General features: G+C 70.7%; 12 protein-coding genes. 7 read left to right on the top strand and 5 right to left on the bottom strand.

Annotated features, from left to right (window positions below):
* The first annotated feature begins 99 nt into the window (after window positions 1-99).
* Window positions 100-1398, top strand: a complete 1299-nt coding sequence (locus tag ACWC1K_RS50130) for an MFS transporter (RefSeq protein WP_450840846.1) — start codon at window positions 100-102, stop codon at window positions 1396-1398.
* Here the strand turns inward: ACWC1K_RS50130 and ACWC1K_RS50125 are convergent, their stop codons facing one another.
* Complete coding sequence (locus ACWC1K_RS50125; RefSeq protein ID WP_266954613.1) at window positions 1399-1629, bottom strand: hypothetical protein; 231 nt, start codon at window positions 1627-1629, stop codon at window positions 1399-1401.
* Between the two features lie 58 nt (window positions 1630-1687).
* Between ACWC1K_RS50125 and map the strand changes: the two genes are divergently transcribed.
* Complete coding sequence (gene map / locus ACWC1K_RS50120) at window positions 1688-2545, top strand: type I methionyl aminopeptidase (RefSeq protein ID WP_450840844.1); 858 nt, start codon at window positions 1688-1690, stop codon at window positions 2543-2545.
* Window positions 2546-2647: 102 nt separating this feature from the next.
* Window positions 2648-3295, top strand: coding sequence for a biliverdin-producing heme oxygenase (locus tag ACWC1K_RS50115; protein ID WP_450840842.1), 648 nt, complete (start codon window positions 2648-2650; stop codon window positions 3293-3295).
* A gap of 9 nt (window positions 3296-3304) precedes the next feature.
* Here the strand turns inward: ACWC1K_RS50115 and ACWC1K_RS50110 are convergent, their stop codons facing one another.
* Complete coding sequence (locus tag ACWC1K_RS50110; protein ID WP_450840840.1) at window positions 3305-3961, bottom strand: PhzF family phenazine biosynthesis protein; 657 nt, start codon at window positions 3959-3961, stop codon at window positions 3305-3307.
* 365 nt (window positions 3962-4326) lie between these two features.
* Between ACWC1K_RS50110 and efeO the strand changes: the two genes are divergently transcribed.
* From efeO to ACWC1K_RS50090, 4 genes are read left to right on the top strand one after another with little or no spacing between them, the layout of a single operon-like run.
* Window positions 4327-5466: an iron uptake system protein EfeO gene (efeO, locus tag ACWC1K_RS50105; protein ID WP_450840838.1), complete on the top strand. Its 1140-nt coding sequence runs from the start codon at window positions 4327-4329 to the stop codon at window positions 5464-5466.
* Window positions 5467-5486: 20 nt separating this feature from the next.
* Entirely contained in the window at window positions 5487-6767 is a 1281-nt protein-coding gene (gene efeB / locus ACWC1K_RS50100) for an iron uptake transporter deferrochelatase/peroxidase subunit (RefSeq protein ID WP_450840835.1), read from the top strand.
* Window positions 6768-6770: 3 nt separating this feature from the next.
* Window positions 6771-7643 (top strand): iron uptake transporter permease EfeU, encoded by an 873-nt coding sequence (efeU, locus tag ACWC1K_RS50095; RefSeq protein ID WP_450840833.1) that lies wholly within the window; start codon window positions 6771-6773, stop codon window positions 7641-7643.
* The gene (locus ACWC1K_RS50090) at window positions 7603-8604 is read left to right on the top strand and encodes a hypothetical protein (protein WP_450840832.1); all 1002 of its coding nucleotides are present in this window, start codon (window positions 7603-7605) and stop codon (window positions 8602-8604) included. Before efeU ends, ACWC1K_RS50090 begins: the two co-directional genes overlap by 41 nt.
* Window positions 8605-8702: 98 nt before the next feature.
* Here ACWC1K_RS50090 and ACWC1K_RS50085 read toward each other — a convergent pair whose 3' ends face one another.
* The 3 genes from ACWC1K_RS50085 to ACWC1K_RS50075 are packed head-to-tail and all read right to left on the bottom strand — an operon-like array spanning window position 8703 to window position 11160.
* Window positions 8703-9437 (bottom strand): bifunctional DNA primase/polymerase, encoded by a 735-nt coding sequence (locus ACWC1K_RS50085; RefSeq protein WP_450840831.1) that lies wholly within the window; start codon window positions 9435-9437, stop codon window positions 8703-8705.
* 39 nt (window positions 9438-9476) lie between these two features.
* Window positions 9477-10139, bottom strand: a complete 663-nt coding sequence (locus ACWC1K_RS50080; protein WP_450840829.1) for a TetR/AcrR family transcriptional regulator — start codon at window positions 10137-10139, stop codon at window positions 9477-9479.
* A 25-nt stretch (window positions 10140-10164) separates the two neighbouring features.
* Window positions 10165-11160, bottom strand: a complete 996-nt coding sequence (locus tag ACWC1K_RS50075) for a small ribosomal subunit Rsm22 family protein (RefSeq protein WP_450840827.1) — start codon at window positions 11158-11160, stop codon at window positions 10165-10167.
* Between the last annotated feature and the right edge of the window lie 101 nt (window positions 11161-11261).

Raw genomic sequence — 11261 nt, 5'->3', positions numbered from 1 at the left:
GGGGTCGGGGGGGGCCCGCCCCCAGGGGACGGGAATGGGAAGGGGCGGCGGGGGCGAAAACCGGTTGCCCGCGGTGGCCGCCCCCGCCGACCATGGCCCATCGTGACCTGGCTGCGCGCGCTACTCCCCGACCTCGCCCCCTGGCGGGCCTCCGCCGACTTCCGACGGCTCTGGGTCTCGGGAACGATCTCGAACTTCGGGAGCTTCCTGACGTTCGTCGCCCTGCCGGTGCAGCTCAAGGACCTCACCGGCTCCGCGGCCGCGGTCGGCGCGATCGGCGCCGTAGAGCTCCTGCCGCTGCTCGTGTTCGGCCTGTACGGCGGCGCCCTCGCCGACGCACTCGACAAGCGGAAGCTCATCGTGTGGACGGAGGCCGGACAGGGCCTGCTCAGCGCGGCCCTGCTGGCCAACGCCCTGCTCCCGCACCCGGCCGTGTGGCCGCTCTACGTCGTCGCCGCCCTCTCCTCCGCCCTCGTCTCCGTACAGCGCCCAGCCATCGACTCGCTCTGGCCACGCATCGTGGCCCACGAGCACATGCCCGCCGCCTCCGCCCTGAACTCCCTGCGCTGGACGGTCGGCGGCGTCGCGGGCCCGGCGCTCGCGGGCGTGGTCGTGGCGTACGCAGGCCTCGGCTGGGCCTACGGCGCGGACCTGGCGACCTTCGTCGTCTCCGTGCTCCTCATCGTCCGCATCGCCGCCTCCCCCGCCGCCCGCGAGGCCGCGAAGCCCTCGCTGAGGGCCATCGCGGAGGGCGCCCGCTACGCCTGGAGCCGCAAGGAACTCCTCGGCACCTACGCCGTCGACCTCGCGGCGATGTTCCTGGCGATGCCGCTCGCCGTACTGCCCTTCCTCGCCGACGAGTTGGACGCGAACTGGGCGCTGGGCCTGATGTACGCGGCGGTCCCGTTCGGGTCGATGCTGGTGGGGCTGACCGGCGGCTGGACCTCACGGGTGCACCGGCACGGGCGGATGGTGGTGCTGTCGGCCGCGCTGTGGGGCCTGGCGATCGCGGGCGCCGGCGTCGTCGGCGACGTATGGCTGGTGCTGCTGTTCCTGACCGTGGCCGGCGGCTGCGACATGGTCAGCGGGATCTTCCGCGGGGCCATGTGGAACCAGACGATCCCGGACGAGCTGCGCGGCCGGCTCGCCGGGATCGAACTGCTGTCGTACTCGGTCGGGCCGACCGTCGGCCAGGTCCGCTCCGGCGGTTTCGCCGCCTGGTGGGGCGTACGGACGTCCGTCTGGTCCGGCGGCCTGCTGTGCGCGGGCGCGGTGGGCCTGCTCGCCCTCTGCCTGCCGAAGCTGATGACGTACGACGTCCGCACGAACGAGCACGCGCTGCGGCTGCGCGCTCAGCGGACGGCAGCCGCACCGGCGCAGGCCACGGCGCAGGCCTGATCAGTCGTCGTCAGGGGTTCCGGCAGGGGCGTCGTGCCACTTGGGGTCGTTCTCCCACTCCAGGTTGCGCTCGCGCGCCGTCTGCATCGCGTGCTCGGCCTCCTGACGGGAGGCGTACGGCCCGAAACGGTCCTTGGCGGGGCACTCCGGCCCCTCCTCGACCTTCTTGTGCTCCAGGCAGTAGTACCACTCGCCCGGCTTGCCGACCGTGCGCTTCTTGAACAAGGGCATGACCTGCTCCTCTCGCCACGAACATGTTCCCCCACGCCCGCTCGTTAGACTCACTGGCATGTCTGGCCAGTCGCTGCTCGTACCAGGGGAGCTCTCCCCCACCCGTTCCGTACCCGGAAACATCCGCCGTCCCGAGTACGTCGGCAAGCCCGCTCCGACGCCGTACACCGGGCCGGAGGTGCAGACCCCCGAGACGATCGAGGCGATGCGGGTCGCCGGCCGGATCGCCGCGCGGGCGATGGAGGAAGCGGCGAAGCTCATCGCGCCGGGGGTCACCACCGACGAACTGGACAAGGTGGCGCACGACTACATGTGCGACCACGGCGCCTACCCGTCGACGCTCGGCTACCGCGGCTTCCCCAAGTCCCTGTGCACCTCGGTCAACGAGGTGATCTGCCACGGCATTCCGGACTCGACGGTGCTGCGCGACGGCGACATCGTCAACCTCGACGTGACGGCGTACATCGGCGGGGTGCACGGCGACAACAACGCGACCTACCTGGTCGGCGATGTCGACGAGGAGAGCCGACTGCTGGTGGAGCGGACCCGCGAGTCCCTGAACCGCGCGATCAAGGCGGTCAAGCCGGGCCGCCAGATCAACATCATCGGCCGTGTGATCGAGTCGTACGCCAAGCGGTTCGGTTACGGGGTGGTCCGCGACTTCACCGGTCACGGCATCAACTCCTCCTTCCACTCGGGCCTGATCATCCCGCACTACGACAGCCCGCACGCGACGACGGTCATCCAGCCCGGCATGACCTTCACGATCGAGCCGATGCTGACGCTCGGGACGCACGAGTACGACATGTGGGACGACGGCTGGACGGTCGTCACCAAGGACCGCAAGCGGACGGCCCAGTTCGAGCACACGCTGGTGGTGACGGAGTCGGGGGCGGAGATCCTCACACTGCCGTAGCGAGCCCGTAGCGCTCTTCGAAGACCCGCCCTGCTGCCGGGGCGGGTCTTTTCTCGTACACTTTTACCGACAGGCTGTCGGCAACCTTGAAAGACGGGGCCCATGGACTCCTTCTCGACCGTCATCCGCACCGCGTCCCACGAGCAGCACACGGAGGCGGAGACCTCGACGTTCATGAGCGACCTGCTGGGCGGACGGCTGGGCGTGGAGGCGTACGCGCGCTACACCGAGCAGCTCTGGTTCGTCTACGAGGCCCTGGAGACCGAAGCCGGCCGCCTGGCATCCGACCCGGTGGCCGGTCCCTTCATCCGCCCGGAGCTGTTCCGGCTGGCGGCGCTGGAGCGGGACCTGGCACATCTGCGGGGCCCCGGCCGGCGTGCGGCCCGGTCCGCCCTGCCGGCGACGAAGGCGTACGCGGCGCGGGTGAGGGAGTGCGCCGAGCAGTGGCCCGGCGGCTACATCGCGCACCACTACACCCGCTACCTCGGGGACCTCTCCGGCGGACAGATCATCCGCGACAAGGCGGAGAAGACATGGGGGTTCGCACGGAAGGGCGACGGGGTGCGGTTCTATGTGTTCGAGGGGATCGCCAACCCGGCCGCGTTCAAGAGGGGTTACCGGGAACTGCTGGACGGGATCCGGGCGGACGACCTGGAGAAGCAGCGGATCGTCGCCGAGTGCAAGCGGGCGTTCGCCTTGAACACGGCGGTGTTCCGGGCGCTGGGCGAGGAGTTCCCGCTGAGCGCATAGGGACCGGCCCTAGCGTTCGGGCTGGCGCTCCAGATACACCCGCCCGCCGATCTCCACCCACCCGTACGGCTGCGGAGCCGTAAGGATCTGCGACCCCGCCCCCTGGGTGATGTTGAGCGCCCGCCCCAGCCGATCCGTGAGCAACAGGGCGGCCGCCCCGGTGGCCTCGTCCTCGTCGATGCCGTCGTCCCGGCCGGGAAAAGCACGCGCACGGACCCGCCCCGCGGACTCGTCCTCCCAGGCCCAGGCGTAGATCCACTCCCCCTTCGGCGGGACGGGCAGGTCGTCGACCTCGGCGGCCGTGGCGTACTGGCGCAAGGTCCGCGGCGGGGCCCACTCCGCGCGGGCCTCGATCCAGCTGAACTCCCCGTCCTGGCGCGCCCCGACCAGCCCGGCCGGGGTGACCAGTTCGTCCACGTCGAGGAGCCAGGCCGCGCCGACGCAGGGGTGACCGGCGAAGGGCAGGCGCAGGGTCGGGGTGTAGATGTCGATGACTCCGCGCTCGGGGTCGTCGACGAACACGGTCTCACTGAACCCCAGCTTCGCGGCGAACGCCTGTCGCTCCGCACGGTCGGGCATGACGGATCCCTCGCGGACGACACCGAGTTCGTTGCCGTAGCCGCCGTTCGGGGCGCAGAAGACACGCAGCACGTCGTAGTCGGTCACGGGGGAATTGAAACACTGGGCGTGTCAAGGGGATGCGCTCGCGGTCGCGTTGCACGGGCTGGGGCTCGGCGCCGCCCGTGCGCACCGGGGCGCGATTCCGTGCGCCGATCGTGTCGCGGCTACCGGCGGGCGCCTGACCGGGGCTCCACTGAGCAGGCCCCGAGGCGGATTCCTTGACGTTTCCTTGACTATCTCTTGGGGTTCGTTTTGAGTCACCGTGATCGCGCCGTGCCCATACGCCGTCCATGAGAGCTGAATCACCGCATGGGCGGGCATCACACAGGCAAGCCTTAGATAAGTTAGGCGAGCCTCACCATCCCTAGTGAGCCTCGACACGCGATTTTTCGCCAGCCTCAGGAGCCTGCATGCGAGCCGCCAGACTCTCCGTCGTCACCGCCATCGCCACCGCGGCGGCGCTGACCGCCGTCACCGGGTGCACGGAGAAGAGCAAGGGCGACGGTGACGCCGCGGTCCAGGTGACCGCCGCCGACTCGAAGTGCGACACCTCCACCAAGTCGGTGCCGGCCGGACAGGTCACCCTGAAGATCGAGAACAAGGGCTCCAAGGCGACCGAGGTCGAGATCCTCTTCCCGGACGACCGGATCGTCTCCGAGAAGGAGAACATCGGGTCCGGTACGAAGTACACGCTGACCGCCGAGGTGAAGGCGGGCGAGTACGAGATCGCCTGCCGTCCCGGCATGAAGGGCCACGGCGTCCGGCAGAAGCTGACCGTCACCGGTTCCGGGGCCGCCGCCAAGCGCAACCCCAAGCTGGACAAGGCCGTTGCCGACTACCGCGAGTGGGCGCAGGAGCAGGCCGACGCGACGCTTCCGAAGGTGGAGGTCTTCGCCAAGGCCATCAAGGCCGGCGACCTCAAGGCCGCTCAGGACGCCTACGCCCCCTCCCGGGTCGGCTGGGAGCGCACCGAGCCGATCGCCGAGTCCTTCGGTGACATCGACCCGGAGACCGACACCCGCGCCGACGGCCTGGAGAAGGGCCAGAAGTGGACGGGCTGGCACGCGCTGGAGAAGGCGCTGTGGCAGGACAAGAAGATCGGCGCCGAGCAGAAGACCCTCGCCGACAAGCTGGTCGCCGATCTGAAGGACTGGCAGGGGCGGGTCGGCAAGGCCGTGATCACCCCGACCTCCATGGCCAACGGCGCCAAGGAACTGCTCGACGAGGTCGCCACCGGCAAGGTCACCGGCGAGGAGGACCGCTACTCGCACACCGACCTGAGTGACTTCAAGGCCAACGTGGAGGGCGCACAGCAGGCGTACGAGCTGCTCAAGCCGGTTGCCCAGGCCAACGACAAGGCGCTGACCGCCGAGCTCGACAAGCAGTTCGCCGCGCTGAACACGCTGCTCGACAAGTACCGCACGGACAAGACCTCCGACGGCTTCGTGTCGTACGACAAGGTCACCGAGGAGCAGCGCAAGGAGCTCTCGGACGCGGTCAACGCGCTCGCTGAGCCGCTGTCCAAGCTCGCCGCCGCCGTCGTGAAGTGAAGTAGGGGACGGACAACACCATGACGGACACCCAGAAAGCCGCCACCACCGCGGAAGACGCCAACTCCAAGGCCCCTTCCCGCCGTTCGCTGATCGGCTGGGGCGGGGCGGGGCTCGCCCTCGGCGCCGCCGCGGCCGGCGGTGCGGTCGCGATGACCCGCATCGGCAACGACGTGGATCCCACCGCCGCCGAGGCCGGAGCCGCGGTCGCCTTCCACGGCGTGCACCAGGCCGGCATCGCCACGCCCGTGCAGGACAGGCTGCACTTCGCCGCGTTCGACGTACAGACGGACGACCGCGCCGAGTTCGTGCAGATGCTCAAGGACTGGACCGAGGCGGCGCGCCGGATGACGGCAGGCAAGGCGGTCGGCGAGGGCGCGTACGGCGGTCTCGCCGAGGCCCCGCCGGACGACACCGGTGAGGCGCTGGGGCTCAAGCCCTCGCGGCTGACGCTGACGATCGGCTTCGGGCCTTCGCTGTTCGACAAGTTCGGGCTGAAGGACCAGCGGCCGGAGGCGCTGGTGGACCTGCCGCAGTTCCCGGGCGAGAACCTCGACAAGAACCGCACCGGCGGCGACCTGTGCATCCAGGCCTGCGCGGACGACCCGCAGGTCGCCGTGCACGCGATCCGCAACCTGGCCCGGATCGGCTTCGGCAAGGTCAACATCCGCTGGTCGCAGCTCGGCTTCGGCAAGACCTCGTCGACGACGCCGGACGCGCAGACCCCGCGCAACCTGATGGGCTTCAAGGACGGCACCCGCAACATCGCGGGCACCGAGACGGACCGTCTGAAGAAGTTCGTGTGGGTCGGCGAGAAGGACGGTCCCGACTGGATGACCGGCGGGTCGTATCTCGTCGCCCGGCGCATCCGGATGCACATCGAGACCTGGGACCGCACCTCGCTGCAGGAGCAGGAGGACGTCTTCGGCCGCGACAAGGGCGAGGGCGCGCCGGTCGGCAAGGCCAAGGAGCACGACAAGCCGTTCCTGAAGGCGATGAAGCCCGACGCGCACGTCCGGCTCGCGCACCCCGACTCCAACAACGGGATCACGATCCTGCGCCGCGGCTACTCCTTCACCGACGGCACCGACGGCCTCGGCCGGCTGGACGCGGGCCTGTTCTTCCTCGCCTACCAGCGGGACGTGCGCAAGGGGTTCATCCCGCTGCAGCGCAACCTGTCGGCGAAGGACGCCCTCAACGAGTACATCCAGCACGTGGGTTCGGCGGTGTTCGCCGTTCCGCCCGGCGTCCGGGACAAGGACGACTGGTGGGGCAGCACGCTGTTCTCCAAGGAGGCGTGAGTCGTGTTCTCCAACTACCTGATCGGCCTGCGCGAGGGACTCGAAGCCAGCCTGGTCGTCTGCATCCTGATCGCCTACCTGGTCAAGACGGGCCGCCGGGACGCCATCCGGCCCATCTGGATCGGCATCTCCATCGCCGTGCTGATCGCGATGGGGTTCGGCTGCATCCTCGAATTCGGCTCCCAGGAGCTGACGTTCGAGGCGCAGGAGGCCCTCGGCGGCTCGCTCTCCGTCGTCGCCGTCTCCCTGGTGACCTGGATGGTCTTCTGGATGCGGCGCACCGCCCGGCACCTGAGGTCGGAGCTGCACGGCAAGCTGGACGCGGCCCTCGCCATGGGCACGGGCGCGCTGGTCGCCACCGCGTTCCTCGCCGTCGGCCGTGAGGGCCTGGAGACCGCCCTGTTCGTGTGGGCCTCGGTCCACGCGGCCAGCGACGGCACCCCGCGCCCCCTGATCGGCGTGGCGCTGGGCCTGGCGACGGCGGTCCTCCTGGGCTGGCTGTTCTACCGCGGTGCCCTGAAGATCAACCTCGCGAAGTTCTTCACCTGGACCGGCGGCATGCTGGTCGTGGTGGCCGCGGGCGTGCTCGCGTACGGCTTCCACGACCTCCAGGAGGCCGACTGGATCCCCGGCCTGACACACCTCGCGTTCGACATCAGCGACACCATCCCGCCGGACAGCTGGTACGGCACCCTCCTCAAGGGCGTCTTCAACTTCCAGCCGGACCCGACCGTCCTCCAGGTCACGGTGTGGCTGCTGTACCTGATCCCGACGCTCGCGCTGTTCTTCGCCCCGGTAGGGTTCGCCTCCGGGAAGGGGAAGGTGAAGACACCTGATGAGCAGGGATCGCGGCCCTCGAAGGCTCCGCAGGCTTGAGCGACTCGCACTGATTGCGGCCTCGGCGACCGCTTTGTCGTTGACGGCGAGCGGTTGTGTGGTGGTGCACGGGGAGCGCGAGGTGCTCCCCTCCTCCACTCGCGCCGAGGCGGCCAAGGCGCTCGAACAGTTCACGTCCGCGTACAACAAGGCGGACAAGGCGTACGACAGTTCGCTCGACGCCGACCATGTCACCGGCGCCCTGGGCGACATCGACGCGGCCCGCCTCAAGGCCGGTCACACGCTCAGCCCGTCCGGCAATCCGGCGCACACCCCGCTGAAGCTGACCGACGTGACCTACACGATCCCCAAGAAGGCGGGCTGGCCCCGCTGGTTCCTCGCGGAGGCACAGGGCAACAAGGGCGGCACCCTGCACTGGCTGCTGGTGTTCCACCGCGACGGTCTGGGCCGCCCGTGGAAGGTGGCGTATCTGACGCTCATCCGCCCGGGCACGCTCCCGAAGGTGAAGAAGGACGCGGCCGGCTGGGCCGAGGCCGTACCGGCGAACTCCACCGAACTCGCCGTCCCGCCCGAGGACTTGAGCAAGGACTACGCGACCTACCTCAAGAACGGCGGGAAGGTCTTCGCCCCGGGTGCGCACACCGACCAGTGGCGCGCCCAGCGCAAGAAGCTGGCCAAGAAGCCGGGCCTGGTCACGCAGTTCATCGACGAGCCGCTGATCAGCGGCAGCTACGCCCCGCTGGCGCTGCGCACGGCGGACGGCGGCGCGCTGGTGTTCTTCACCAACCGCCGCTACGAGAAGCAGACCGCCGCCACGGGCACCTCGATCCCCGCGCAGACCGCGAGCGTGAAGGCACTGACGACCGGCGAGATCAAGCAGTCACTGACGCTGGAGTACATGTCCAACGGGGTGGCTCTGGACCCGAAGCGAGGCGCGGGCAGCGGGCAGGTGTCGGTCCTGTCCCGGTTGGAGGGCCTGACGTCGGCGCAGGGGTCGTAGACCCGGTACTGAACCTGCCGGTCGGTGGGGGCTGATCGCGCCCGCGCGGCGGAGCCGCAGATCGATACAGCCCCGCGCCCCTAGGGGCCGCGGAGCGCCTAGTGCCGCAGGGGCCAGCCCGCGCCCGCGTGGTCGGGCTCCTCGCCGGCATACCGGGCACAGGCGTCCGTGAGGATCTCCAGCAGGCTCAGCGGATCCGGCAGCGGGTGCTCAAGGCCCCGTACCCAGTGCACGCTCTGGTCGCCGGGCAGCCGGGCGGGCGGTACGAGGACGTAGGAGCCACGGCAGTGCCACCGCAGCCCCGGATGCTCGTCCATCGTCTCCGGGTGGCAGTCCAGCTCGCACGGCCACCACTCGTCCTCGTCCTCGGGGGTGCCCCTGGTGAGGGTGAAGAACAGCAGCCGTCCGTCGTCGCTCTCGGCGACGGGGCCCACCTCGATCCCCGACGCGAGCAGCCGCTCCAGGGCCTCCAGGCCCGCCTCCAGGGGCAGGTCGAGGACGTCGTGCACCATGCCGGTCGCGGTGATGAAGTTGGCCTGCGGCTGGTGCCGGGCCCAGCGCTCGATCTGGGCGCGGTCGGTGGTGGACTGCGTCTGCCAGGCGAAGGACACCGGGTGCCGGGCCGGGGTGGGACAGCCCACGCGGTCGCAGGAACAGCGGTAACCGGGGGCGGGGTGCGCGGCGGGGGCGAGCGGCAGACCCGCTCCGGCGGCGGCGAGCAGCAGGGCTTCACGGCCGCCGTCGTCGGCGCCGGTCTCCTTCGGGCGGCGGCCACGCAGCCACTGGGAGAGTTTGCCCTGCCTGCCGTTCCGGCCGCCCAACTCCGCGCTCATCTATCACCCTCGCCTCGCTGTCGTGCGCCCCAGCATGCCCTATGGTCCCACCGCCCCGTGCTCCGGGGTACCAGAAGGGACATCCGGGGTACGAGGGGCAAGACCGTGCAGGGCGTACTCGACGAGGGTGTCCGTGTAGGCGTACGAGATCGGTCCCGTGTGCTGCAGCCAGCGCTGGGCGAGGGGTGAGACGAACAGCTCCAGGGCGATGCGCGGGTCGACCTCGGGGCGGACCTGGCCGGCTTCCTGCGCGGAACGCAGCCGGTCGACGTACAGCTGGAGCGAGGGTTCGAGGAGCTTGGCCACGAACTCCCGGCCGAGCTGCTCGTTGACGAGGCCCTCGGCGGCCAGCGCCCGGGAGGGCACCTCGAACCGGGGGTCCTTCAGCTGGTCGACGGTGACCCGCAGCACGGCCTTGAGGTCGGCGGCGAGGTCGCCGGTGTCCGGGATGACGTACGGCTCCTGACCCGCCTCCCGCGCCGCCTGCGCACTGAGGTCGAGGAAGGCCTCCAGCAGGACGTCCGCCTTCGACCCCCACCACCGGTAGATCGTCTGCTTGCCGACGCCGGCCCGGGCGGCGATGCCCTCGACGGTCGTCCTCGGGTAGCCGATCTCACCGACCAGGGCGAGGGCGGCGTCGTAGATCGCGCGACGGGACCTCTCGCTGCGTCGGGTGGCGTCCGGGGCGGGCTTCTTGACCATGGACCGACGGTACCGGCTCGTGGTGCTACGACTCCTGGGTGTACGGCGGCCAGGGGTCGCCCCAGTCCGCGTCCCGCGCGGCCTTGTAGAGGTCGCCGTGGCGTTTGGTGACGGTGGTGCGGCCGAGGGCCGGTTCGGTCTCGCACAGGTCCAGGAGCACCTGGCCCTTGCGGATCTGGGGCTTGCGTACGACACGGTGGGGCGCCGGGGCCACCGGGAAGCGGGCGGCGGCGACGTAGCTGAACTTCTCGTCCTCGTACGGCAGGGAGCCGCCCTTGACCTGGCGGTGCAGGGAGGAACGGCTGACCCTCGCCGCGAAGTGGCACCAGTCCGCGCCGGGGACGATCGGGCAGCCGGCGCTGTGCGGGCAGGGCGCGGCGATGTGGAACCCGGCGGCGATCAGGCGGTCGCGGGCCTCGATGACACGGGCGTAGCCGGCGGGGGTGCCGGCCTCGACGATCACGACGGCCCGGGCGGCGGCCGCGGCGGCGTCGACGAGGGCGGTGCGGTCGGGTGCGGTGAGCTCGTTGAGGACGTAGGAGACGGTGAGGAGGTCCGTGGCGTCGAGGGTGAGGTCGGCGCCGATGCGGGCGCGCCGCCAACTGGCCTGGTGCAGGGCGGGGTTGGCCGCGGCGATTTCCCTGCCGAGGGCGAGGGCGGGTTCGGCCCAGTCGAGGACGGTGACGGGGCGGGTGCCGTCCCAGGTCGCGGTGACGGCCCAGGTGGCGGCGCCGGTGCCGCCGCCGAGGTCGGTGTGGCTGCCCGGGGTGAAGTCCGGGACGGCGTCGGCGAAGGCCTCCAGCGCGGTGTGCACCGCCTCGAAGGTCGCCGGCATGCGGTAGGCGGCGTAGGCGGCCACGTCGGCGCGGTCGCGGAGGATGGGGGCGTCGGTGGGGGTGGCTCCGCGGTAGTTGGCGATGAGGCGGTCGACGGCCTGGGCTGCCTGCTTGGGCGGGAGCCCGTCGAGGAGGGCCGCCAGGCTGCGGCGCAGCACTTCGGCCGGGGCTACGGGGTCATTCACCCACCGATTCTATTTCGCCCCCGCCGCCCCTACCCGTCCCGACCCGGGGGCCGGCCCCCGGACCCCCCCGCCTCAAAACACCCCGCGGCAGGAGATTTTAG

It is taken from the genome of Streptomyces sp. NPDC001492, from assembly GCF_053597275.1.
The sequence above is the reverse complement of the archived record's forward strand: the minus strand, read 5'-3'. Positions and strand labels throughout refer to the sequence as shown.

Coding starts and splice junctions, on each gene's coding strand:
- ACWC1K_RS50125 (WP_266954613.1), bottom strand. CDS start 1,629: ATGCCCTTGTTCAAGAAGCGCACGGTCGGCAAGCCGGGCGAGTGGTAC.
- map (WP_450840844.1), top strand. CDS start 1,688: ATGTCTGGCCAGTCGCTGCTCGTACCAGGGGAGCTCTCCCCCACCCGT.
- ACWC1K_RS50115 (WP_450840842.1), top strand. CDS start 2,648: ATGGACTCCTTCTCGACCGTCATCCGCACCGCGTCCCACGAGCAGCAC.
- efeO (WP_450840838.1), top strand. CDS start 4,327: ATGCGAGCCGCCAGACTCTCCGTCGTCACCGCCATCGCCACCGCGGCG.
- efeB (WP_450840835.1), top strand. CDS start 5,487: ATGACGGACACCCAGAAAGCCGCCACCACCGCGGAAGACGCCAACTCC.
- ACWC1K_RS50090 (WP_450840832.1), top strand. CDS start 7,603: ATGAGCAGGGATCGCGGCCCTCGAAGGCTCCGCAGGCTTGAGCGACTC.
- ACWC1K_RS50085 (WP_450840831.1), bottom strand. CDS start 9,437: ATGAGCGCGGAGTTGGGCGGCCGGAACGGCAGGCAGGGCAAACTCTCC.
- ACWC1K_RS50080 (WP_450840829.1), bottom strand. CDS start 10,139: ATGGTCAAGAAGCCCGCCCCGGACGCCACCCGACGCAGCGAGAGGTCC.